General features: G+C 63.8%; 16 protein-coding genes. 11 read left to right on the top strand and 5 right to left on the bottom strand.

Translation table 11 applies throughout. The features are described 5' to 3' along the window. The first annotated feature begins 171 nt into the window (after positions 1-171). Positions 172-1,863, top strand: a complete 1,692-nt coding sequence (gene ilvD, locus JWQ90_RS28555; RefSeq protein WP_299698495.1) for a dihydroxy-acid dehydratase — start codon at positions 172-174, stop codon at positions 1,861-1,863. 131 nt (positions 1,864-1,994) lie between these two features. Here the strand turns inward: ilvD and JWQ90_RS28560 are convergent, their stop codons facing one another. Beyond that, the gene (locus JWQ90_RS28560; protein ID WP_299698496.1) at positions 1,995-3,221 is read right to left on the bottom strand and encodes a transglutaminase domain-containing protein; all 1,227 of its coding nucleotides are present in this window, start codon (positions 3,219-3,221) and stop codon (positions 1,995-1,997) included. 173 nt (positions 3,222-3,394) lie between these two features. On the opposite strand from JWQ90_RS28560, the gene cysS reads away from it, so the two are divergent. Continuing rightward, positions 3,395-4,768 (top strand): cysteine--tRNA ligase, encoded by a 1,374-nt coding sequence (gene cysS / locus JWQ90_RS28565; protein WP_299698497.1) that lies wholly within the window; start codon positions 3,395-3,397, stop codon positions 4,766-4,768. 95 nt (positions 4,769-4,863) lie between these two features. Here the strand turns inward: cysS and JWQ90_RS28570 are convergent, their stop codons facing one another. Together JWQ90_RS28570 and JWQ90_RS28575 are read right to left on the bottom strand one after the other, a co-directional pair. Then, positions 4,864-5,736 (bottom strand): zinc metalloprotease, encoded by an 873-nt coding sequence (locus JWQ90_RS28570; RefSeq protein ID WP_299698498.1) that lies wholly within the window; start codon positions 5,734-5,736, stop codon positions 4,864-4,866. A 415-nt stretch (positions 5,737-6,151) separates the two neighbouring features. Beyond that, positions 6,152-7,633, bottom strand: a complete 1,482-nt coding sequence (locus JWQ90_RS28575; protein WP_299698499.1) for an AAA family ATPase — start codon at positions 7,631-7,633, stop codon at positions 6,152-6,154. A gap of 263 nt (positions 7,634-7,896) precedes the next feature. Here JWQ90_RS28575 and JWQ90_RS28580 point away from each other — a divergent pair, with 263 nt between their 5' ends. Genes JWQ90_RS28580 through JWQ90_RS28595 form a run of 4 tightly spaced genes read left to right on the top strand, consistent with a single transcriptional unit; the run spans position 7,897 to position 12,870 of the window. Further along, positions 7,897-9,618, top strand: a complete 1,722-nt coding sequence (locus JWQ90_RS28580) for an ABC transporter substrate-binding protein (RefSeq protein ID WP_299698500.1) — start codon at positions 7,897-7,899, stop codon at positions 9,616-9,618. Beyond that, complete coding sequence (locus tag JWQ90_RS28585; protein ID WP_299698501.1) at positions 9,618-10,490, top strand: vWA domain-containing protein; 873 nt, start codon at positions 9,618-9,620, stop codon at positions 10,488-10,490. The genes JWQ90_RS28580 and JWQ90_RS28585 overlap by 1 nt, the downstream gene beginning before the upstream one ends. Beyond that, positions 10,487-12,034: a phosphate ABC transporter substrate-binding/OmpA family protein gene (locus JWQ90_RS28590; protein ID WP_299698502.1), complete on the top strand. Its 1,548-nt coding sequence runs from the start codon at positions 10,487-10,489 to the stop codon at positions 12,032-12,034. Before JWQ90_RS28585 ends, JWQ90_RS28590 begins: the two co-directional genes overlap by 4 nt. Then, positions 12,034-12,870 (top strand): hypothetical protein, encoded by an 837-nt coding sequence (locus JWQ90_RS28595; RefSeq protein ID WP_299698503.1) that lies wholly within the window; start codon positions 12,034-12,036, stop codon positions 12,868-12,870. Before JWQ90_RS28590 ends, JWQ90_RS28595 begins: the two co-directional genes overlap by 1 nt. A gap of 437 nt (positions 12,871-13,307) precedes the next feature. On the opposite strand, the gene JWQ90_RS28600 is transcribed toward JWQ90_RS28595, so the two are convergent. Next, the gene (locus tag JWQ90_RS28600) at positions 13,308-15,464 is read right to left on the bottom strand and encodes an EAL domain-containing protein (RefSeq protein WP_299698504.1); all 2,157 of its coding nucleotides are present in this window, start codon (positions 15,462-15,464) and stop codon (positions 13,308-13,310) included. Positions 15,465-15,788: 324 nt separating this feature from the next. On the opposite strand from JWQ90_RS28600, the gene JWQ90_RS28605 reads away from it, so the two are divergent. After that, a complete protein-coding gene (locus JWQ90_RS28605; RefSeq protein WP_299698505.1) occupies positions 15,789-16,355 on the top strand; it encodes a hypothetical protein in 567 nt (188 codons plus the stop codon). An 85-nt stretch (positions 16,356-16,440) separates the two neighbouring features. Next, complete coding sequence (locus JWQ90_RS28610) at positions 16,441-16,719, top strand: hypothetical protein (RefSeq protein WP_299698506.1); 279 nt, start codon at positions 16,441-16,443, stop codon at positions 16,717-16,719. 1,344 nt (positions 16,720-18,063) lie between these two features. Here JWQ90_RS28610 and JWQ90_RS28615 read toward each other — a convergent pair. Next, positions 18,064-19,869 (bottom strand): tetratricopeptide repeat protein, encoded by a 1,806-nt coding sequence (locus tag JWQ90_RS28615; protein WP_299698507.1) that lies wholly within the window; start codon positions 19,867-19,869, stop codon positions 18,064-18,066. A 488-nt stretch (positions 19,870-20,357) separates the two neighbouring features. Between JWQ90_RS28615 and JWQ90_RS28620 the strand changes: the two genes are divergently transcribed. From JWQ90_RS28620 to JWQ90_RS28630, 3 genes are all read left to right on the top strand, one after another. Then, positions 20,358-20,999: a hypothetical protein gene (locus tag JWQ90_RS28620; protein ID WP_299698508.1), complete on the top strand. Its 642-nt coding sequence runs from the start codon at positions 20,358-20,360 to the stop codon at positions 20,997-20,999. 161 nt (positions 21,000-21,160) lie between these two features. After that, a complete protein-coding gene (locus tag JWQ90_RS28625) occupies positions 21,161-21,358 on the top strand; it encodes a hypothetical protein (protein ID WP_299698509.1) in 198 nt (65 codons plus the stop codon). A 509-nt stretch (positions 21,359-21,867) separates the two neighbouring features. Next, complete coding sequence (locus JWQ90_RS28630) at positions 21,868-23,568, top strand: hypothetical protein (RefSeq protein WP_299698510.1); 1,701 nt, start codon at positions 21,868-21,870, stop codon at positions 23,566-23,568. The last annotated feature ends 1 nt before the right edge of the window (position 23,569 follow it).

A 23,569-nucleotide genomic window follows, 5' to 3' on the forward strand; every position in this document is an offset into this window, starting at 1 on the left:
CGCTAGCTTAGCGAACTGCCGACCGCGAACCCCAACCGCCGCCGACCGCTTTCCGTAGGTTGGGGTGAGCGCAGCGAACCCCAACATTGGCTCAGGGAACCCCCCAGGCTTGGTGTATCCTCCGCGGCCTCACGCAGGCCCCTACCAGACCGTTCAAGCCAGGATTTCGCCATGTCCGAGCCCGTCGACTCACGCCCCAACCGCCGCAGCCACAACATCACGGCCGGTGTCGCCCGCAGCCCCAATCGCGCGATGCTGCGGGCGGTAGGCTTCGGTGACGGCGATTTCGAAAAGCCGATCGTCGGCATCGCCAACGGCCATTCGACGATGAACCCCTGCAACGCCGGCCTCGACCCGCTGGCCAAGCGCGCCGAGGCGGCGCTCAAAGCCGCCGGTGCGATGCCGCAGAGCTTCGGCTTCCCGACCGTCACCGACGGCATCTCGATGGGCACCGAGGGCATGAAGTATTCGCTGGTGTCGCGTGAAGTGATCGCCGACGCAATCGAGACCGCCACGCAGAGCCAGTTCATGGACGGCGTGCTCGCCATCGGCGGCTGCGACAAGAACATGCCGGGCGTGATGATCGGCCTGGCGCGGATGAACGTGCCGGGCCTGTTCTGCTACGGCGGCACGATCAAGCCGGGCAAGTGGAAAGGCCAGGATCTGACCGTGGTGTCCTCGTTTGAAGCAGTGGGCTCGTATGCCGCCGGCAAGATGTCGGACGAGGATTTCATCGGCATCGAGAAAAACGCCTGCCCGAGTCTCGGCGCCTGCGGCGGCATGTTCACCGCCAACACGATGTCGTCGGCATTCGAAGCCCTGGGCATGAGCCTGATGGGCTCGTCGCAGATGGCAAATGCGGATTCCGAGAAAGGCGATTCGGTGGCACTGTCGGCGCAGGTGCTGGTCAACGCCGTCCGCCTGAACCTGCGGCCGCGCGACATCATCACCCGCGCCAGCATCGAGAACGCGGCGGCGCTGATCATGGCCACTGGTGGCAGCACCAACGGCGTGCTGCATTTCCTGGCGATCGCGCACGCAGCGGGCGTGGAATGGACGCTGGAAGACTTCGAGCGCGTGCGCCTGAAGACGCCGGTGCTGTGCAACCTGAAGCCTTCGGGCCAGTACGTTGCCGTGGATTTCCACAAGGCCGGCGGCGTGCCGCAGGTGCTGAAGATGCTGCTGGTCAAAGGTCTGATCAACGGCGACTGCATGACCATCACCGGCAGGACCATGGCGCAGGAGCTGGAGCACATCCCGGCCGAGCCGCGCGCCGACCAGGACGTGATCCGCCCGTTCGACCGGCCAATGTACGCGCAGGGCCATCTGGCGATCCTGAAGGGCAATCTGGCCCCGTTGGGAGCCGTGGCCAAGATCACCGGCCTGAAGAACCCGAGCATCACCGGCCCGGCGCGCGTGTTCGACTCGGAGCCCGCCGCGATGGAGGCCATCATGGGCGACCGGATCAAGGCCGGCGACGTGATCATCATCCGCTACATCGGTCCGCAGGGCGGCCCGGGCATGCCGGAAATGCTGGCGCCGACCTCGGCGATCACCGGCCGCGGCCTGGGCGAGAGCACCGGCTTCATCACCGACGGCCGCTTCTCCGGCGGCACCTGGGGCATGGTCGTCGGCCACGTCGCGCCGGAGGCCTTCGTCGGCGGCCCGATCGCGCTGGTCAAGGAAGGCGACTCGATCACCATCGATGCGCGGCATCAGCTGATCCAGGTCAACGTCTCCGACGAAGAGCTGGCGCGCCGCCGCGCCGAGTGGAAGCAACCGGCGCCGCGCTACACCAGCGGCGTGCTCGCCAAGTTCGCGCGCCTGGTCAGCGGCGCCGAGAAAGGCGCGATCACGGGTTGAATCCTGTGTGGGCCGGGCCTCACCCGACTTGCGAGCTGAGTAGGTTGGGGTGAGCGCAGCGAACCCCAACATCGGCGCGGACATCTGTTGGGGTTCGCTGCGCTCACCCCAACCTACACGCTGCAGGTGCCTCAGCCCGGCGCCGGCTTGGTCGCGGCTGCGATGCGGTCGAGCTTGCTGCGATAGCGCGAGCGCAGGTTTTCATCCGCGGTCAGCGTGATCGCGACTTCGATGCTCTTGCGCGCCAGCTCGGGCTTGTCGAGCCGGCTCAGTACCGCGCCGAGCAGCAGAAAGAACCGGTGATCTTCCGGATACAGCGAGATCGCCTTCTTGGATTCATCCAGCGCGCGTAGCGGCTGGTTGCGTGCGAAGGCCTGTTCCGCCAGCTGATAGTGATAGTAGGGATTGCGACGCTGCAGATACTCGGCCTGGCGGCGGTAGTTCAGCGCACGCTGATGTTCGCCCAGCGCTTCATAAATCCGCGTCGCCGTTCCGTAGGCGGACAGGCTGTCGGGATCGAGCTTTAGTGCAGTCCGGATCGAGATTTCGGCCGCTCGCACATTGCCGATGCCCAGATACAAATGGCCGAGATTCGACCACAGGAACGACTGCTCCGGGTCCAGCTCGATGGCGCGCAGCTGGTAGCGCAGCCCCTCACGGGCCTGCCCCTGCGCCTGCAAATCCACCGCACGATTGTTGAAGAACTGCGCCGCGGCCTCGGTGTCGGTGATCGTCCATTGGCGATAGGCCGGGTCATATTCTTCGGGCGTCAGATCGACGATGCGGAACAGGCTCTGCGAGGCGCCGATGCGGGCGTTGATGTGGCGGTACAGCACCACATGATCGCCGCGCATGTCCCAGATCGGCGGAATCTCGACGTGGTTGAAGCGCGCGTCGATGCCGATGTCGCGAGCCAGCGCGATGAACAGCAGCGTATGCGTCATGCAGTTGGCGCGGCGCTGCGCGAAGGCATCTTGCGGCGTCAGCGTCGCCGTCGCGTCATAGCGCAGCGCGAGCCCGTCGTCGGCGTGCAGTGCCTCGACCAGCAGGCGGATCTTCTCGCCTTCGTTCTTGCCGGTGACGGTGGCCTGCCGCGTGAACTGGCGCATCTCCTCGCTGATCTCGAGCAGCTGCTGCGGCTCGACCAGCGCCGGGCCGGGTTCACCGAGTTCGCCGGCGCCGCCGAGCACCCAGGCGCGTTGGTTGTCGGGATCGGCCGGCGTCGCGGGTTGCCCGGCGCAGCCGGCAAGGCTCGCGGCCAGCAACAGGCCGGACGCCGTCAGCAGACTGATACGGCGGACTTGGGATAAGGCGAGCGAAATCGACGTGGTATCCATGATCTCCCCCCAATTCGTCATTCCCGCATTCGCGGGAATGACGGCGTCAACTGAAGTGCCGCTGAAGTCTAGGCCTGTTTCATCAGCGGGACGGCGCACAGCCGACCGGCGGCGGTGCGCCGCGGCATTGCCAGCGACAGCTCCGGCGACATCCAAACAGGTATCCTTGCGCGTCTTTTTCAGCCGCCGCGACCATGCAATTGCACAACACCCTGACCGGGCACAAAGAAGCCTTCGTTCCGCTGGATCCGAAGCGGGTCACGATGTATGTCTGCGGGCCGACGGTCTATTCGTTTGCGCACATCGGCAACTACCGCCCGCCGGTGGTTTTCGACACGCTGGCGCGGGTGCTGCGGCGGCGCTATCCGAGCGTGATCTACGCCCGCAACATCACCGACATCGACGACAAGATCAATGCCGCGGCGGGCAAGGAAGGCGTCGCGATTGGCGTGATCACCGAGCGCTACACGGCGGCCTATCACGAGGATTTGAAAGCGCTCGGCGTGCAGCCCACCGACGCCGAGCCGAAGGTCACCGAGCACATTCCGCAGATCGTGTCGATGATCGCGCGGCTGATCGCCAGCGGCCACGCCTATGTCGGCGAAGGCCACGTGCTGTTTCATACATTGAGCTATCCGGACTACGGCCAGCTGTCGAAGCGCGACGAGCAGTCGCTGATGGCCGGCGCGCGCGTCGAAGTCGCACCGTACAAGAAACACGCGGGAGATTTCGTGCTGTGGAAGCCCTCCAGCGAGGATCAGCCGGGCTGGGACTCGCCCTGGGGCCGCGGCCGGCCGGGTTGGCATATCGAGTGCTCGGCGATGGCCGAAGCGGTGCTCGGCGACACCATCGACATCCACGGCGGCGGCCATGACCTGGTGTTTCCGCATCACGAGAACGAGATCGCGCAGAGCAGCTGCGCGCACGGCGGAGCGGTCTACGCGCGCTACTGGCTGCACAACGGTTTCGTCAATGTGAATCACGAAAAGATGAGCAAGTCGCTCGGCAACGTGCTGCTGGTGCGCGAGCTGCTGAAGACCTTGCCGGGCGAGCTGATCCGCCTGGTGCTGCTGACCGGCCACTATCGCCAGCCGCTGGACTGGAACGACGATGTCGCCACCGACGCGCGCAGGAAACTCGATCGCCTGTACGGCGCGCTGCGCGATCTGGGCGATGTCGAGCCCGCGATCGGCGTCACCGCGCCGGAGGCTTTCGTCGCCGCGCTCGAAGACGATCTGAATACGCCGATGGCACTCGCCGAGCTGTTCGAACTGGCGCGCAGCGCCAACAAGGCCGAAGACGCGGCCGAGAAATCGCGGCTGAAAGCACAGCTGCTCGATGCGGGCGCCTTGCTCGGCATCCTTCAGCAGGAACCGGCCGCTTGGTTCTCACAGCAGCCGGCCACATCGGCGCTGACTCCCGAGATCATCGAACAGCGCATCGCCGACCGCGGCGCGGCGCGCAAGGCGAAGAACTTTGCGGAGTCCGACCGCATCCGCGACGAGCTGGCCGCGCAGGGCGTGATCATCGAAGACAGCGCGCAGGGGGCACGCTGGCGCTACGCCTGATGCGTAGGTTGGGGTGAGCGCAGCGAACCCCAACATCGGCGCGGGACGAAGCGTTGGGGTTCGCTGCGCTCACCCCAACCTACAAAGCGCGATGCCTAGCCGCGGTACTGCTGATACATCTGGTCCATGCGCGTGGTCTGGTCCGGCGTGAACTCGGTCATGCAGTAGTCGTCGACGTAGTCCATGAAGTTGGTGATCGGGTCGAGGCCGGCCTTGCCCGGGCAGCTGTCGCGGTCGACCGGGCAGCCGTAGGCGGCGCTGCGCTCGGCGGGGGTGTCCGACACGCCGTCGTTCTGGGCGGTGCAGCTGCCCTGGAACGTGTGGTACAGGCCCTGCCAGTGGCCGATCTCGTGAGTGGCGGTGTCACCCTCGTCGTAGGGTACGGCGCTGCCGCCGGGCAGGCTGGTGTACAGCACCACGACGCCGTCCATCTTCGGCTGAGTCGCGTAGCTCGACGGGAACGTCGCCCAGCCGAGCAGGCCGCCGCCCGGGTTGGCGGTATACAGGTTCAGCGATTCGGCGCCGCCCTTGTGTAGGGCTTTCTTCGCGGCCTTTTCTTCGGCGCTGCCCGGCGACATCGTGTACCAGTCGGCATTGTTGGTGCGGTCGGTCGCGGCGAGCGTGTAGACGAACGGCGTGCCCGCGTAAGCGGCATTCAGTACCGCGATCTGGTCGGCGAGCTGCGAGTCCGGCACGTTGCCCTGTGCCAGCGTGTTGCCGATGTTGATCACGTGGAAGTAGACCGGCACCGAGATCGAACCGACCGCGCTGTTCAGCGAGGCGCCGCGCGCAGCACGTGAGGCCAGGAAGCTCTGCAGGTTGCGGTCGATGGTCTCGCGTTCGGCGAGGGTCGGCATGACGGTCATGCAGCGCTTGCTGAGCGCCTGGTCCGAGTCTTGTGCGGCGGCAACGCTCATCACGAGCAAAGCCGCCATCGCCGCGGCGCGGCGAAGGTTCTGGAATTTCATCGTTGAATCTCCCTGATTCGTTCTGGTGGTGTTGGACGCGGGCAGCAGCACGAGTGCTCGCGTAACGGACGGTAACACTACACAAGAATCGGGCCGGTTCGTCTAGGCCGGTAAATACCCAGCCGTCGCCAGAGGCGCACTCTCCATGAACCGAGCGCCCGACCCACCCGTAGGCTGGGTTGCAGCGCAGCGGAAACCCAGCGCTGGATTCGGGCCACGGTGCTGCTGGGATTGCGCTTCGCTCCATCCCAGCCTACGCAGGGGTTCAGGGTCCGTCGGCAGGTCCGCAAGGAACACGGGAAGCTCTCCATGAACCTTGCGCAGACCGTAGGGCGGGTCGTGACCCGCCGCTTTTGCTCGGGCTTGACGACGGCGGGTCACGACCCGCCCTACACCGGGTCATGGCCCAGAGGCCCTAATCGGCCGACACGCTGCGGCTCTGTGCCCAGCTCCTCAGGTAGTTCATCTTCTCGGCCATCACCACCGACAGCGGGCGCGTCACCGACAGTTCGTGCGCGATACCGTCGGTGCTCAGCGGCTCGCTGCGGCCGTGCGCCGCGTACAGCGCCGATACCACCGCCTGTTCGATTTCGGCGCCGGAGAAACCGTCCGAAGCCTGCGCCAGCCGCGGCAGATCGAAAGCGGCCGGGTCCTGGCCGCGCTTTTTCAGGTGGATGGCGAAGATCGCGCTGCGCACCTCGGGCTTGGGAAGATCGACGAAGAAGATTTCGTCGAAGCGGCCTTTGCGCAGCAGCTCCGGCGGCAAAGCGGCGATGTCGTTGGCGGTGGCGACCAGGAACACCTTGTCGCGGCGCTCGGCCATCCAGGTCAGCAGGGTGCCGAGGATGCGCTTGCCCGGGCCGCCATCGTCACCGCTCTCGCTGGCCAGGCCTTTTTCGATCTCGTCGATCCACAGCACGCAGGGCGACATCACGCCGGCGGTCTTCAGCGCGTCGCGCAGATTGCGCTCGGTTTCGCCGTAGAACTTGTTGTACAGCGCGGCAAAATCCAGCCGCAGCAGCGCCACGCCCCAGGCACCGGCGACTGATTTCGCCGCCAGGCTTTTGCCGCCGCCCTGCACACCGAGCAGCAGCAGGCCCTTGGGCGGGTCCAGGCCCGGTGGCGGCGTGTCGGACAGGAACACGTCCCGGCGGTCCGCCAGCCAGCGCTTCAGCGTCGCCAGGCCGGCGACGTCGGCCATCTTCGTGGTATTGAGTTCAAAGCTGAGCACGCCGCCCTGGTCGAGCAGCTTGTACTTGGCGGCCTGCACCGCCGGCAGATCGGCGTCGGACAGCACGCCGTCGTCGGCGATCGCGTTGCGGATCAGGCGCCGCGCGTCGGCATGGGTGAGACCCAGCAGGTTGCGGGTCAGCGCGGTGATCGCGGCCTGCGTCGCCTGCACGCGGCGCTGTTGCCTGGCGCCCCAGGCCTGGGCTTCCTCGAGCACCAGCGCCTTGAGCTCGTCCAGCGTCGGCAGTGCCATCTCGACGCGCGTCGCCACCGCGCGCAGCTCCGCCGGCACGCTCAGCGCCGAGCCGACCAGCACCAGCGTGTGCGGCACCTGGGTATGGCGCAGGCCGATTTCGCGCAGCTGCGAAACCGTCAGCGGGTCTTCCAGATAGCGCGCCAGATCGTGCAGCAGGAACAGCGCCAGCTCATGTTGCGCGAGGATCTGCGCCAGGATGTCGGCGGCCTGGTTGTCGCCGCGGTCACCGGGCACCGCAGTACCGTCGCCGCGACTCAGCCCCGACGCCAGGCTCCAGCGGTACAGCGGTCGGCCGCAGCGCGTGGCGACACGCGCGAATACGTCTTCCACCCGCGCCGCGTCGCTGCTGTCGACAAAGATCAGCGGCGTGCGTGCGTCGACCAGCAGGGCCAGATCTTCGAGGTCGCTCATGGGCAATCCACTTTTTTACTCCTTCCCCCGCTTGCGGGGGAGTCGTTGGCCCCGGCGAGGATCGACTTCATGTCGATCCGAGTTAAGCCAACGACGGGATGGGGGCGGACGACAGCGCCGCGCCTTCATGCCCCCACCCCAGCCCTCCCCCGCAGGCGGGGGAGGGAGTATCAGCGTGATTTGGCTTTACGCTGCGCCGGGCGCGGCGCAGTCGATGTTGATTAGAATCGGTTCAGGCGCATGGTGCGTCAAGGGAGCGGCACATGGGTTTTCGCTGGTGGCCGGCCTTAATGGGCTTGATCCTCGCATCCGCTCAGCCGGCGTTTGCCGCAGCACCTAAAACCGTCGAATCGCCGCCGCTGAGCAGCGTGCTCGCCAAGACCGCGGTCGGCGAAGTCGCAGCCGGCACTACCCAGGTGCCGCTGATCACCTGGGGCGGCGACATCGCGACGATTCTCGCCAACGGCAATGCCACGCGCACCGTAGCCGGCTCGGCGTTCGCGGCGGAGGGCCTGGATCTGAATCTGGTGCGCGAAGACGTATTCGCCAAGCAGGTCGACGCGTACATGACGGGCCGCTCGCCGTACCTGCGCGGCACGCTCGGCATGATCAACATGGCTGCCGACCTGCTCAACAAGGACCCGCGCACCAGGCCGGTGGTGATCTACCAGATGACCTGGTCCGCCGGCGGCGACACGCTGGTGGTCAAGCAGGGCATCGGCTCGGCGCGCGATCTGAAAGGCAAGACCATCGCACTGCAGGCCTACGGTCCGCATGTCGACTACCTGACCAAGATTCTCGGCGATGCGGGCTTGTCGCCGTCCGACGTCAAGATCCGCTGGCTGGCCGATCTGACTGGCACCGACGACACGCCGATGCGCGCGTTCCAGCAGAAAGACGTCGACGCCGCGTTCGTGATCACGCCCGACGCGCTGGTGCTGACCTCCGGCGGCACCGTCGGCAGCGGCGCCGAGGATTCGGTGAAAGGTGCGCGCATCCTGCTGTCGACCAAGACCGCGAACAAGATCATCGCCGACGTCTACGCGGTGCGCAGCGACTATCTGGCGAAGAATCGCAAAGCGGTCGAGAGCTTCGTCCACGGGCTGATGGCCGGCGAAGAAAAACTGCGCGCGCTGATGGCGGCCAAGCCGCGCGGGCCTGAGTTCAAGGCGGCGATGGCGGCAAGTGCCAAGATCCTGCTCGACAGCGAGCAGGCGGCCGGCGACGCGGAAGGCTTGTACGGCGACGCCGAATTCGTCGGCCACCGCGGCAACGTCGAGTTCTTCGCAACACCCGGTTATCCACGCAACCTCGACAAGCTCGACGCGGAGATCCAGGCTGCGTTTTCCAGCATGGGACTCGCGTCCGGCAGCGCCAGGCTCGCGGCGGCGGGCTGGGATTACGCGAAGCTGGCGCAGGGCCTGAGCAGCGCCGGCAAGACCGCCGAGGCGACGCGTTTCGACGAGAACCAGGTCGCCGCGGTGGTCACACGCAAGCAGCAGCAGGGCACCTTGGCCGACGGCGAGCTGTTCTCGTTCGAGATCTTCTTCCAGCCGAATCAGAACGGTTTTTCCGCTGATCTGTATCAGGAGGCTTTCGCCAAGGTCGTCGATCTCGCCTCGACTTACGGCGGCGCGCTGATCACGGTCGAAGGGCATAGCGACCCGATGGCCTACCTGCGCGACAAGAAGGCCGGCAAGCCCGACGTGGTGCTCGGCCAGATCAAGCAGGCGGCCAAGAACCTGTCGCTGTCGCGCGCGGTCGCGGTGCGCGACAGCGTGCTCGCCTACGCGCAGGCCAAGGGCGTGAGCCTGGACGCGAGCCAGTTCGCGGTGGTCGGCCACGGCATCGCCAATCCCAAGTCCGGGCTGTGCGGCAGTGACCCCTGTGCGCCAAAGAACGAGCGCGAATGGCGCGACAACATGCGCGTGCAGTTCCGCATCATCCAGGTCGAGGCCGAGTCCTCGGTCTTCAAGCCGCTCTGATGGCCGTGAACAACACACGCAAAGGCAAGAGCCGCGGCCGCATCGGCTGGGCGTTGTTCGCGCTGGTCGCCTACCTGCTGGTGAAGCATTTCCGCGGCGAACACGAGGATCCGAAGAGCAAGACCGAGCCGGCCTCGATCATCGAAGTGAGCGACGATGACGGCGCCGGCAGCGACACGCTGCCGAGCGGCATCTATGCGCAGACCGCGACGCGCGACGACTGGCCGCCGATGCGCGCCCGCAATGCCGACGCGGCCGCCAGCGGCGTGCCGGCGGCGACCGCGAACTACTACGTCGTGCTCGACGGCTCCGGCAGTATGCATCGCGTCGACTGCTCCGGCGGCAAGCCGAAGATCGAGGTCGCGGTCGCCGCGCTGTCGCGCTTCGTCCAGTCGGTGCCCGCGCAGGCGAATCTCGGCCTGGCGGTGTTCGACGACGCCGGGCTGTCCGAGCGCGTGCCGCTGGGCATCGGCAACCGCGATGCCTTCCGCAAGGCGCTGCAGAAAGTCGAGGTGCACGGCGGCACGCCGCTGAAGTCCGCCATCGAACTCGGCTACGGCAAGCTCACCACGCAGGCGCGTCAGCAGCTAGGTTACGGCGACTATCACCTGGTGCTGGTCACCGACGGCTATCCCGATCCGGCGAGTGAAGATCCGGCCGACGCGGTGAACACCCTGCTGAGCCATTCGCCGGTGGTGCTGCACACGATCGGATTCTGTATCGGCGAAGAGCACGTGCTGAACCAGCCGGGCCGCGTCTACTACACCGCCGCCGACAGTCCCGAACAGTTGAACGAAGGCCTGGGCAATGTGCTGGCCGAGGCGCCGGCCTTCGATGTCAGCGACTTCCAGGATCAGACGGCGAAACCGTGACGGTTCACGTCAAGATTTTCATCAGCGTGATTCTGCTGGGCGTGCTGGCGATCGTCGGCTGGCGTTATGCCGAGCCGAAGATCCGCGACTACCAGCAGCGCAGCACCTCCGACGCGGCCGGCAGCAAGGGGCGCATCGTCGTCGGTGTCGACAGCTGGGTCGGTTACTTCATGATCTGTTCGCCGCAGCTGACCAAGCGCCTGCGTGCGGAAGGCTATGCGCTGCAGTGCGAGGACGACCATGCCGACACCGCCGGCCGTATCGGCAAGCTCGCCGACGGTCGGCTGGATTATGCGGTCGCCACCGTCGACAGTTATCTGTTGAATGGCGCGGCCAGCGCGTATCCGGCGACGATCGTCGCGGTCATCGACGAATCCAAGGGCGGCGACGCGATCGTCGCGCGCGCATCGGTGGTGCCGAATCTCGACGCGCTGAAAGCGCAGGCCGGTGCGCGCATCGCGTATACGCCGGCGTCGCCGAGCGAGCATCTGCTGAAGAGCGTCGGCGTGCACTTCGACATCCCCGAGCTGCAGAAGAAAGGCGGCGCCTGGCGCGTCGAAACCGATGGTTCTTCGGCTGCTCTGGACAAGCTGTTGAAAGGCGAGGTCGATGTCGCCGTGCTGTGGGAGCCGGATGTGTCGCGCGCGTTGGCAAGCCCCGGCATCGTCAAGCTGCTCGGCACCGAGGACACCGACCGCCTGATCGTCGACGTGCTGCTCGCCTCGCGCCGCAGCGTGCAGCAGGAATCGGCGCAGCTGAGCCTGCTGCTTCGAGCCTACTTCGAAACCCTGCGCTGGTACGGCGAGCATCCGGCCGAGCTGGAGAGCGATGTCGCCGCCTACACCGCGCTGCCGCCGGCGCAGGCGCGCACGGTGATGCAGGGCGTGGCCTGGGCCGGGCTCGACGACAACGGCGCGCAGTGGTTCGGCATCCTTCCGTCCGGCCTGCCGGGCGATGAAGGCCTGCTCGACACCATCAACGGCACGCTCAAGGTACTGATCGCGTCCGGCGACTTCCCGCGCAATCCGCTGCCGGACCAGGACCCGCTGCGGCTGACCAACCGCCAGTTCGTCGCCAGCCTGTATCTGCCGCAGGCGCGGCCCGAACTCGCTGGCAAGAGCGACACGCTGGCGCTGGAATTCCAGCCGCTGGACGACGCCGCCTGGGATCGCTTGAAGCAGGTGGGCACACTGCGCATCGAGCCGATCGGCTTCACCCGCGGCACCGCGTCGCTGGACGAAGACAGCCGCCAGACGCTCGACGACATCGCCGACAAGCTGCGCCGCTATCCGCGCTACCGGCTGCTGATCAAGGGCCACACCGGCCTCGGCGGCGACGACGCGGCGAACCTGCAGCTGTCGAAGGATCGCGCCCAGGCCGCTGCCGACTACCTGTTGCAGAACTTCAAGATGGATGCCGACCGCGAACGCGCAGTCGGCTACGGCTCGAGCCAGCCGCTGCCGCGCCAGGCCGGCGAGAGCGATCGCGCCTACGCGTATCGCTTGCCGCGGGTCGAGTTCGTGCTGCTGGCCGAGCCCTACTGATGGCGGCGGACCCGGCAGGCCGATCCGCAAAGCCCAACACCGACTTCTCGGCACAGGCGGTGTCGCGCGCGGTGCTCGGTCGCAGCTTGAGCCAGCCGCATGTCTTGTACCCGGCCGCGGTCGGCATACTCGGCGGGCTCGCCGCCGCGGTGCTCGGGCCGTCGATGATTTTCGTCGCCCCGGCCGCGATCGGCGCCGTGATCGGGCTCGGCGGCTGGGCGCTGGATTTCACCATGCGCCGAGATAAGCACGCGGCCGATTACCTGAAGCGCCTGCAGGAAGCGCTGGCCGGCCGCGCCGATGAAACCATGGCGCGCCTGCGCGGTGAGTTCGCCGAGGTGTCGTTCGAGCCGGGCCAGGCCCAGCTCGACGCCTTCAAGGAAAAGTACCAGGCCTTCGAAGGCCTGCTGCGCCGCAAGCTCGACCCGAAGGAGATGACCTTCAGCCGCTTTCTCGGCATGACCGAGCAGGTGTTCCTGGCGGGGCTGGACAATCTGACGCGGATTTCCGATGCGCTGAAAGGCCTGTCGGCGATCGACGTGCAGCACATCGCGCGGCGGCTGCAGCACCTGGAGACCGACGGCATCGAATCCGAGGCCCAGGACCGCGAGATCGCGACGCTGAAAGAGCGCATGAGCCTGCTCGAGCGGCAGCGCAACCGCATCGACGGCTGGCTCGCCGAGAACGAAATCGCGATGACCCAGATCGACCAGGCGATGGCCGCGATCGGCGAGATGGATACCTCGCAGGGCCATGCGGCGATGGATATCGATGCGGCGATGGCGGAGCTGCGGACGATCGCGTCCAGAGCGCAGAAAATCGGCAAGACGATATAGGCCCGCCCCCCGAATTAGCCGTTTTGAACATCAAATTACGACTTCAGAACTCCGGCCCCGATCTTCCCCAACATCCAAGCCGATGTTCTTCAACATGCTCCCCGCATCAAAAAGAACCGGCGCCGATCTTCGCCAACATCGGCGCCGAACTTGTACCACTATCTTTAACTAGTTCAGAACATCCTCCCCCGATGTTCCGAACATCCAATTGATACTTCAGAGCGTCGGCGCCGATGCCCAACAACATCGACACCGATCTTCAGAACATCGGCGAGCAGCTTCCGAACATCCAAGCCGTACTTCCGAAGCTATTTTTTCCCTCGCCAAAACCACAGCGCTCCGCAGATCAAGCGGCATGCAGATCAGTTCGTGTACGAGTTCCCGAAAGCCGGTCCGATCACAGGCCGAGTTCGACCCGCGCCCTCTATGGGCGCTAGTCACAGGCGCTTGTACAGAGCAGCGAAAGCCTCGGCCGGAACCGCCTTGCTGTACAAAAAACCCTGCGCCTGATCGCAACCCCGGCCGCGCACGAATTGCAGTTGCTCCTCGGATTCGACCCCTTCCGCGGTGACCGTCATTTTCAGGGTCTGGGCCATTGCGATGATGGCGCTGGTGATCGCCTCGTCGGCGATATTGACGCCCAGGCCCCGGACAAAGGAGCGATCGATCTTGATCTTATCGACCGGGAACCGGGTCAGGTACGACAGGCTGGAATAACCCGTACCAAAATCATCGACGACGACGCGAAGGCCCAGTTTTTGAAGCGCGTGCAAGATGGCAGCCGCTTCATCAGGATTGCGCATCAAGGTCCCTTCGGTGATTTCAATCTCCAGATTGCCCGCGGGAAAGCCGGATTCGGAAAGCGCTGATTCAACCATGTCCAGCCAGCCGCGATCCCGAAACTGTCCTGACGCCACATTGACGGACAGCATCAATGCACGTCCGGTCGCGGCCTGGATCTCCACGCCTTGCCTGCAGGCTGTCCGCAATACCCAGTCGCTGAGCCGGACCATCAGGCCGGCCTGTTCGGCCACCGGGATGAACCGCTCGGGTGGGATATCGACGCCGTCGTGCTGCCAGCGCACCAGCGCTTCCATGCCCTCGACCGCTCCGGTCGAAAGGCACACAAAGGGCTGGTAATTGACCGTCAGCGTGTCCTCGTTGATCGCGCGCAGCAAGGCGCCGCCCAACGCCAGATGATCCTCGGCGAGTTTCATCAGGGACCGATCGAACCATTGATACTGGCTGCGTCCGAGAGACTTGGCCTTGTACATCGCCTGGTCGGCGAACTTCAGCAGATCATCGGTATCGAGGCCGTCGGTTGGATAAAGGCTGGCTCCGACACTGGCCGTCACCAGGAAATCGAAACCGTCGACCCGGGAAGGGTCATTCAGGGAATCCACGATCCGCTTCAGGATCGGCGTGAAGGCGCTGCGCGACTCGCCCTCGGCGAGCACGATCACGAACTCGTCGCCGCCCAGCCGGGCAACGGTATCCACGTCTCTTACGCATCGTTTCAGGCGCTCCGCCACCTCGAGCAGCAGGCGGTCGCCGATGTGGTGCCCCAGCGTATCGTTGACGTTCTTGAAGTGATCCAGGTCGAGCATCAGCACCGCGACCTGGCCGCCATGCCGCACCGAAGTGCGGATCGCCATGTCGAGCCGATCGAGCATCAGCGCCCGGTTCGGCAAGCCGGTCAGCGCATCGTGATGGGCCAGATGGCGGATGAGGCCCTCGGCCCTTTTTCGCTGGGTGATGTCGTAGGCGACTTGCAGAAAGCCGGTGATCGAGCCGCCGTCGTCGCGCAGCGCCGCGATTGCGACATTGACCGGGATACCGTCGCCCTGCCTGCGAATGTAAGTCCACTCGCTTTCGTCGCCGTGGGCTGGCTGGCCCGACGCGATGATCACGCTGAAATCGGAGCTGATGTGCTGCTCGAGCTGCCGGCTCAGATTGCGCGAGCGCTCCTCCAGTTCTTGCGTCTCGTAGATCGACAGGCATGACAGGCCCACGAGTTCCTGGCGCCCGTAGCCCAGCAAGCGCTCGGCGGCCGGATTGGAGGACACGATCCGGCCCTCCAGATCGGTCGCAATCACGCTGAACGGGATCGTATCGAGAATCGACCGACGCAGGCGGTTGGCGCCTTCGGCTCTAAGCAGTCGTTCGGTGTTCAATCGGGAGCTGATGTCGATCACCGACGCCAGCGCAAATGTGCCTTCATCGATCTGGAGCGGATTCAGGCCCAGCTCGACGGGCACTTCTGTCCCATCCTTGCGCAGCCCGAACAGCCCGCGGCCATCGCCCATCGCACGCGCAGCCGGATGCTTGAAGAAGCTGCTGCGAAGCGCGCGGTGCTGCGCCCGGAATCGGTCGGGTATCAGGATCTCGGTCGGCTTGTTCAGCAGCTCGCATCGATCGTAGCCGAACAGAATTTCCGCCTCGGCGTTGACCAGCGTGATCAGGCCTTTTTCGCCGACCATCAGCATCGCGTTCGGCGCGGCCTCGATAACCGATCGCAAGCGTGCTTCGGACCGCATCCTTTCGTTCTCGATCGAACCGGCGAGCGCTTCATTGGCGATCTTCAGTTTCGGCATGCACTTATCTCGTTGCCACGGCGACGCTTTCTCCAGGTCACAGGCGCCTATCGATATCCGCATGCGGCGTGTCCCCATCTCGGCGTATACAACGGCACCGCCTCCATACGCCCTGCGTCGGGGCTAGCCGTCTATTACGCCGAAGCGGTTATTCCCGCAGTTGTCCTTGGCCACGGCATCATTGAATCCGGTAGTCTGCAACAAATCAGATTTCCGTCCTGCGATTGGTGCTTGGAGAAGACATACTCATGACTCATGGATCAGATCGGCTGCGCGTCGAGTTCTGGGGAAGCAACGCCAACTGGCGGGACGGCCGGCCCTGACATGTCGCCGCTGATTTTGATGGCGATGCCCGAGCCTTCAACTCGTGAAGCCCTGGTCCGCGCCTTTGCAAGCACCGGTCTGAGAGCCCGACTCGGCGACGGGATGTTCGATCCGCTGTGCTGGCATCAATCCCTGTCGGATCGCTACAACAACACCGGCGAGAACCTGCGCCTGTTGCTCGAAGCGGGTTCGGCGGTGAGCGCCGCGCCGTTCTTGCTCGGCATCGATCGCTTGCAAAGCAGGGCCGGGCGGGAGTCGATCCACTGGTCGCTCAAGCCATCGCGAGTGCCGGACGAGTTTGCGATGCTGCTGCAGTCGCTCCGCAACGCGCTGGCCGCCAAACATCTGGACGAGCTGGCCGGCCACACGGCGCACATCACGATCAGTTACCGCGCCCCGATCAAGCAGGCGACGATACGGATTCCGCCGGTACTGTGGACGATCGACGAGTTCATGCTGGTCCGCGGCGGTGGCGAGCCTTATCGATATGAGGTGCTGCGCCGCTGGAAGCTCAGCGGCAAATCCGAACCCGCCAGCGGCCAGCTCGATTTTTTTGGCGGGCGGTGACGATTGCCCGCGCCGATTGACCGTGTTCTGTTGGAAAAGTGATAGAAAATACGCTCGTTAAAATCATTCCGGACCCACAGTGGCTATGAGCGACTACACCGTTTTGAAGCAGGTAACCTTGACTCCCGCACATGTTGCAACTGGCAAAACGAGACATGTGAAGGGCGGAGAGGTCCTGCCGCCTGCGCATTCTCTTCAGCTCGTCAAATTCGATGAAGACGGGTTTTACTTGCTGCACTTTGACGCTGACCGTGGCGAGGTAACGGATACTTTTCATGCAACGGTAGATGACGCTCTCAATCAAGCTAATTGGGAGTTTGGAATTCAAACTGCCGATTGGATACTTGCGGTGCAGCGAGTGTAGGGTGGGCAGGTTTCATCTGCCCACGCGGTTCTCGTCGTTGATTGTTTCGAGCGCCGCTTGTGCGAACGCGCCCGCAGGCCGAAACTCGCGTGTAGGCAAAATCCGATTTGAAATGGAGGTGCATCAGAGCGAAGCGGCCCGTAGGCCTCGACCGCGTCTAGGAAAAGTCGCTGTCAGTACGACGAACCTGCGTCGGGCGACCCTGAAGCTAACAATAATCCCTACGATTGGCACACCTGCTGGAGGCGCTATAGCGTTCGCGGGGGTGTCCCTGGTATCTAGGTGTGAAGGATACCGAGTGCCCGAGCGCGACACAGTTGCATCAACACCTGGCTCCGATCCTGGTCGGACTTTCTTATTTTATCATTCATGAAAAGCTGGTCATATGTCGGATCTGCGCCCAGAAGGCCTCGAGCGGTGCGTGCTATTGGATCATCGAGTTGATAGTGCTGAAGGATCTTCTGTCGACGAGCTTCGCTGTACTCGGAACCGGCTCGGCTCGCAACTCCGAGTGTATCCAGAGCAACACATGTTTCGATAGTTTTGGAAGCTCTTTCTTCCTCTTCGCTACCACTTGCCCCGGCCCTTGAGCAGGACCCCGCCCGTGCGATCGCATGGAAGAGTTCATGTGAAATTATCCGCACCGCGTCAGAGAGCATCTGCAAATCGCCGCCGCTTCTTAAAACGAAGAGCGCGTCTGGATGCCTGCTGAACGACGCTGTGGTTGCTTTTGCGTTGTATCCAGTTCCGGGAGCAATGAGCCGTACTCGAATGTCGCCGACCGGGACGACGCAAGATGTAACTTCCGATAAAGAGCGCATCGCTGCACTGATGCGATCAACTGGCAACTCGGCTTGCCGTGTAGACTCCTCGGTGATCGGAGGGGCCAACTCCACCCGCACCTTATAGTGGTCAAAGTAAGACGCCGTGGTGGGAAGCTCTACCCAGGACTCGTTACCGCTCTCGCCTTGCAAAGCGTTATAGACAGTGAGGAGCGTAAGTGGGCCGAACCGGTGGGCGGCCGTACTGTGAATCTCAACCGGGGTCTCTCCACTGCTGGTCGGACTGCTCATGCATGCAGAGAGCAGCACGCACGCACAAAGAAGCGCTGAGCCGAACATCCGAGCCCGTTTGCGATTATTCACCTTCACTTCCTGCAATTATGCATATCGGCGCGTGGGCGGGAACCCACGCGGCGATCTACTTCAGTCTAAGTTGCAGTTCGGGGTGCTCGGCGGGCAGGCCCTGTCCTTGCGCTGGCGCGTCGCCGTGAAGTTTGCCAATGACCAGCCGTCCCTTATTTGCGCGCACTGGATTTCACCAAGGATGAGCTGATCCAGGCTTTCAAGGGCTCGGGTCGCCAGGGCCGGGCAGCGCGATCTTCCTGCAGAACGCCACGTAGCGCGGATCGTCCTTGTAGGCGCTCAGGAAAGGATCGACGCGAACCAGGAACGCGCCGGGATCATGCGTGGCGCGCGCACGCTCCAGCCATTCGAAGACCTTGTCGGGCTCCTTGCGCAAGGCATACACGGCGGCGATCTGCGCGCCGCTGCTGTCGGCGTTTTCGTCGATCAGCTGCTTGAGCTGCGCATCGGCCTCGGCGCGCTCGCCGTTGGCGTAGTAGGCGAGCGACAAGGCGTAGTTGCGCCAGAACGGATTGGTTTCCTGCTTGGCCAGATCGACCGCGGCCGCAGCATGGCCGCGCAGGATCTGCAGGATCGCCAGCTGCATGTAGCTCTGGCTGCCCAGCGGCTGCAGCTCGATGGCTTTGCGCAGCGCGGCCTCGGCTTCATCGTAGGCGCCCTTGCCGGTCAGCGTGCGTGCAAGGTAATAGAGCGCCGTGCTGAACAGCGGATCGACGACGAAGGCCTGGCGGTACAGCACAGCCGCTTCGTCGAAGCGGCCTTCGTTCGCTTTTCTGAAACCCAGGGTCATCAGCAGCAAGGCGTCCTGGGGCAGCCGTTCGAGCGCGCGGTGAAACTCCGCGCCGGCGCCGATCCAGTCGAGATCGCCGTTCTGCAGCAGGATGCCGCGCGCGAAGTGCGCTTCGCCCAGATCCGGTGCCAGGCGCAGCGCGGTATCGGCCGCGCTGCGGGCTTTGGCCATCGACTGGCGTATTTCGTCGGCTGTGCCGCCGAGCGTACTCGCGGCCAGCGTCAGCGTGCTGGAAAGCCGGGCCCAGGCCAGCGCGTAATCCGGATCGAGTCGGATGGCTTGCTCGTAGCAGTCGACGGCCTTGCGATAATCCTCGGCGGTACGGCGCTGGAAGTAGTAGTTGCCCTGCAGCAGCGCGTTGTAGGCCTCGACGTTCTGATTGGAGGGCGTCGCCGCCGTCGGTGTCTGCACCGCCTGCGCGTTGTTGCCGAGCAGCGCGATCTTCAGCTGGCCTGCCACCGAAGAGGCGATCTCGCTCTGCACCGCGAAGATGTCCTTGAGTTCGCGGTCATAAGTCTCCGACCAGACGTTGACCCCATCGGCCGACTTCACCAGCGCGACGGCGATGCGCACGCGATCCGACGATTTGCGCACGCTGCCTTCCAGCAGGTACACCACGCCGAGTTTCTCGCCGATGGTCTTGCTGTCGTCGCGGGTGTTGCGGAACTGGAACGACGAGGTGCGGCCGATCACCTTGAGGCTGCTCAGCCGCGATAGCGACGAGATCAGTTCTTCCGATATGCCGTCCGAGAAATAGTCGTTGGACGGGTCACCGGTGGAATTCGCCAGCGGCAGCACGGCGATGGATTTGCCGACCGCCGCCGTTGTTACCGGCTCAATCGCATTCCGGTGCAGCACCAGCCGGTCGGCCAGCAGCACGACGACTGCGAGGCTCAATACGGCGATGATCCAGCGATCCATCGCCTTGCCGGTCTGCTGCGTGACCGAGGCGCTGCGGTCGATCTCGCTCTCCAGCTTGATGCCCTGCGGTGTCCACTCGTAGAACCACGAGAACGCCATCGCAAAAGGAAAGCCGACCACCACTGCGATCACGACGACGCGAACCGTCGCATTCGGAATGTCGAAGAACGGGAACACCTGCGTCGCGACCTGCACGATCAGCCAGGCCGCGCCGGCATAGAACACCGCGGCGCGGTGGACGTTGCGGCGCTGCAGTTCTTGGAAGAAGCGCAGCGTGGCCGGGCGCGTGCTCATGGCGGTGTGTTCGCTCCGTTGCCGGTTTCGCGGCTCGCGAGCGGCCGCGTGAATACGGCGCCGGTGCGCAGCCGGCCCCCGTTCGACGGATTCCTGTAGGTCGATCTGATCAATGTTGTATCAATGTCGTGACGGCGCTTGCGAAGTTTGCCCTTGGGCGGCTCCCCGGGCTCATCGCAGGCAGCCGTCCGGTAGAGGCTCAAGTTTCCCATGCTCGAACGGATCGTGCCTCATCCCCTCTCCCGCAAGCGGGAGAGGGTCCCGCGCAGCGGGGGGTGAGGGCTTGAGGCTGCTCCGTCATAGCAGCGGCTGCGGCGGAATCACGGCGCTGGCGCGCCGCCCTCTCCCGCTTGCGGGAGAGGGGACTTCAAGTTAGTGCCATTCCCCGAGCTAATGGGGTTAAGCGCGGCCTGAGGGTGATCGATGCGCGTCCATGGCAGACTCCTGGCTCCGAACCGGAACCGGCGCGATGGAGTGGCCCGCCCCACATGGTCGAATCTTCGTCGAAGCTGCTTGAGCGCGTCCGTGAACAATTTCCGGCGCTCTTCATCACGCTGGTGAGTGTGCTGGTGGGCCTGGTGTTCCAGGACCTCGTAACCGAGGCGCGAGCGCGGATGACGCTCTGGCCGCTGACAACCGACAGCCTGCTGACCTGGGGCCAGCTCTTTGCCAACGGCACGTCCGCGCTCACGGTGTGGATTGTGTATTCGCACATCGGGATTTCGCGGCGGCACATCCCAACGCTGGGCGACTCCATCGTCGCCGTCCTCCCGCCGATCCTGATACTGGCGGCCACCTCATTCGTGGGGCGACCGGATGATGTCGTGACCTGGTTCTACCTGGCGAGCGCGTACCTCGCCAGCTGCGTGGTGGCGATCCAATGGACGCTTCGACTGACACTGGCGGAGGATGGCCTGGCTTCCTTCCGGCACCTGTTGCGTCCCACGGGCCTGCTATCGATCCCGTATTTCGGCGCGCCGTTCTATGCCGCAATCGGGTGGGCCGACCAGCACGGCTTCGTCTCGCCCTGGTTGCGGGTCGCCTGCGCGGCGCTGCCGGCACCCGCCGCGCTGATGTGCTCGTTCCTGTTCTTCCGCGACTGGCACCGGGCGCTTTACGCGGCGGAGTAGCAGGGTGCTGCGATGGGCGCCCGAGCCGGAATTGAAAGCGGGTGACCGGAGGGGGCGTTCGTCATCGCTGAAGCGGCGCGTGATGAGTGTCTGCTTGCAGCCCGGAGCGGGCATTGAAATAGTTGCCAAGCTGTCATCGCGAAACTCTTTGGAACACACCCATGGACGCGACAATACAAGCAACAGTCCCGGATCAACTGGTCAAGCAGGCGCAGCGTCTGGTGGATCAAGGCTGGGCCGGCAGTGTTGAGTCCATCGTGGCCGAATCTCTGCGGCGCTATCTTGAATCGCACGAGCAAACCCTGACCGAGCAATTCATCCGTGAAGATCTGAAATGGGGGCTGCTGGGCAGTAACTGACAAGTCCGCCGCTGTGTCGGCAGTCGCTACGGCCCGACGGGCGATGCGGGAACCCGAGCAGATCCTGGGTGCGTTGCAGGCGTTAAGAAGCGCGATCGACGTACAGAGTTTGGCGGCCTCTTGTCCGCTTTCAGCCTAGGAGGACATGGATTTCCTGCCATTCTTCCGGCCGTCGCGGAACCGACCACGCATGGCTGCTTTAAAGGATTTCCGCTGTAAGACTGGGCTTTCGTCACATATTCGTACACAACCTGGCCTCAGCATACGAGCATCAGCTGTCAGAATGAGGGGCCTACGATCGCTATGGTCCTGACCTAATGACGAACCTCTCCTGTCGCTCGCCGTCCTTGCTGGTTTGGTTGCTTTGCTTGACGGCGCTCATGGCCGCCTGTGGCGGAGGAGGAGGGAGTTCAGCCGGCGGAAACGAAGGAGAGAGTTTGAGTCTATCCACGAGGTCGGTTTCTGTTCGTTCGGACACTTCAACCGGTGGCCCGATAGTAAATAATCCGTTGACTTTTACGATCAAGAACCCGCAGGCAGGTCAGTACTATTATTCGATTGCGTATACCGGTGGGGCGATCGGTGGTGTTGCCTCGAACGGTGTGACCGGTTTTCAATCCAGCAGTGGGAATCCTCTTGCGGGTACTAACACGAAGTTGGCGCCAGCGATTGGTGAAACGATCTACGGCGTCATGGATGGCGGCGCCGGGAGTGTCAATGGGATCACGTTTATTGCGCCCACAACTATGGGGGCTGGGAGGTACAGCGATACCTTAACTATCGCGGCTTGCTACGACGCGGCATGCTCTCAACAAGTGCCTGGCAGCCCCCAAACCGTGGATGTCGCCTATGTCGTGACTGGCGATACCACGCCGATCACCAATGTCACCGTTCCGCTTTTTCTCAAGGCCGAAGCATCTTCCAGTCAGACGACTGCGATGACGACATCCTTTCAAGTCAGCGCGATCAATCTTCCACCGCGCGGTGCATATGTTTTTATCGACTCCAATACGTCCGCAGCAATTACCGGCATCACCTTTGAGTCGTCTGCGAGCCGTACAGATCAGGCTGCGGATGGAGTAGTTACCGTTAAGTTGGCTGCACCTTCGGAGATCGGACCGGGGATATATAACGACACGCTGGAAGTGAAGGTATGTTTCGATGCCAACTGTTCGACTCCGGCGCATGGCAGCCCGTGGACGGTACAGCTCACATATGTAGTTGACGGCTCAGCTGGAACGGATTATCAGGTCACCACTCTGCCAATTGTGACGGGCGGCATAGTCTGGAGCGACGTTACTAAAAAGATCTACGCACTTATTCCCGGCGACTCACCCCTGTACCCCGACACGATTGCGCAGATCGATCCATTTCTGGGGGAAATCGAAACCGCGGTGTCTCTGATTACTACGCCTGGAACGCTATCGATGTCCAGGGACCGGCAATATCTATACGCAGCAGCGCCGGGTATTGTGTACAGGCTCCGCGTTTCGGATTTGGGAGTTGAGTCCACCATTTCACTGGCGGCCAACCAATATGTAACGGCAATCAAGGAAGCTCCCGATTCGCCAAATACTATCGCCATTGAGCTGCCGACGCCGACAACCACCGTGACAGTGTTCGACAATGGTGCAGCGCGTCCGCAATCAATCGTGAGCACCGATGCGGAGTTCCTGGGTGCATTCTCCTGGGGTAACGACAGCAATTCTATTTTTGCGGGTCTGAGTACCTCTACGGGCCACTTCGTTGAACGAGTGACGGCTTCGAATGGAGGACTCTCTGCCGTGCAGACCGCTCCGGCTGACACGTCCCTGGGCGTGCTACTTTTCTCCGGCGACTTGCAATTCAGTGCGGGCACTCTGTATTGGGACGGCGGAGCCGCGTTCGACACGAATACAATGAAACTCGTGGCGCCGTTCACATTCGCTCCGAATAGCGACAACGTTCCGAGAAGCTACCGGCTCGCTTTAGATGCACCACGCGACCGCGCATATTTCTTGACGAATGAGCAGTCAGCGACCGCCGGGCCTTCCGTTGTGACGATCGAGGGGGTCGAGTTGTCGACTCGCAAAGAGTTGTGGGTAGCGAGATTCCCGTCCCAGAATATATCTGGCCAGCTAATACGTTGGGGGGACGATGGCCTCGCATTCGTCACTTCCGGAGGGAGTGAGTCCTTAGTTCTAATGTCCGGACCGCTTGTTGAGAAATAGA

Origin of the sequence: Hydrocarboniphaga sp., assembly GCF_028291725.1 — a bacterium.
In the GTDB taxonomy this organism is placed as follows: Bacteria; Pseudomonadota; Gammaproteobacteria; order Nevskiales; family Nevskiaceae; genus Hydrocarboniphaga.

Coding starts and splice junctions, on each gene's coding strand:
- ilvD (WP_299698495.1), top strand. CDS start 172: ATGTCCGAGCCCGTCGACTCACGCCCCAACCGCCGCAGCCACAACATC.
- JWQ90_RS28560 (WP_299698496.1), bottom strand. CDS start 3,221: ATGACGAATTGGGGGGAGATCATGGATACCACGTCGATTTCGCTCGCC.
- cysS (WP_299698497.1), top strand. CDS start 3,395: ATGCAATTGCACAACACCCTGACCGGGCACAAAGAAGCCTTCGTTCCG.
- JWQ90_RS28570 (WP_299698498.1), bottom strand. CDS start 5,736: ATGAAATTCCAGAACCTTCGCCGCGCCGCGGCGATGGCGGCTTTGCTC.
- JWQ90_RS28575 (WP_299698499.1), bottom strand. CDS start 7,633: ATGAGCGACCTCGAAGATCTGGCCCTGCTGGTCGACGCACGCACGCCG.
- JWQ90_RS28580 (WP_299698500.1), top strand. CDS start 7,897: ATGGGTTTTCGCTGGTGGCCGGCCTTAATGGGCTTGATCCTCGCATCC.
- JWQ90_RS28585 (WP_299698501.1), top strand. CDS start 9,618: ATGGCCGTGAACAACACACGCAAAGGCAAGAGCCGCGGCCGCATCGGC.
- JWQ90_RS28595 (WP_299698503.1), top strand. CDS start 12,034: ATGGCGGCGGACCCGGCAGGCCGATCCGCAAAGCCCAACACCGACTTC.
- JWQ90_RS28600 (WP_299698504.1), bottom strand. CDS start 15,464: ATGCCGAAACTGAAGATCGCCAATGAAGCGCTCGCCGGTTCGATCGAG.
- JWQ90_RS28605 (WP_299698505.1), top strand. CDS start 15,789: ATGTCGCCGCTGATTTTGATGGCGATGCCCGAGCCTTCAACTCGTGAA.
- JWQ90_RS28610 (WP_299698506.1), top strand. CDS start 16,441: ATGAGCGACTACACCGTTTTGAAGCAGGTAACCTTGACTCCCGCACAT.
- JWQ90_RS28615 (WP_299698507.1), bottom strand. CDS start 19,869: ATGAGCACGCGCCCGGCCACGCTGCGCTTCTTCCAAGAACTGCAGCGC.
- JWQ90_RS28620 (WP_299698508.1), top strand. CDS start 20,358: ATGGTCGAATCTTCGTCGAAGCTGCTTGAGCGCGTCCGTGAACAATTT.
- JWQ90_RS28625 (WP_299698509.1), top strand. CDS start 21,161: ATGGACGCGACAATACAAGCAACAGTCCCGGATCAACTGGTCAAGCAG.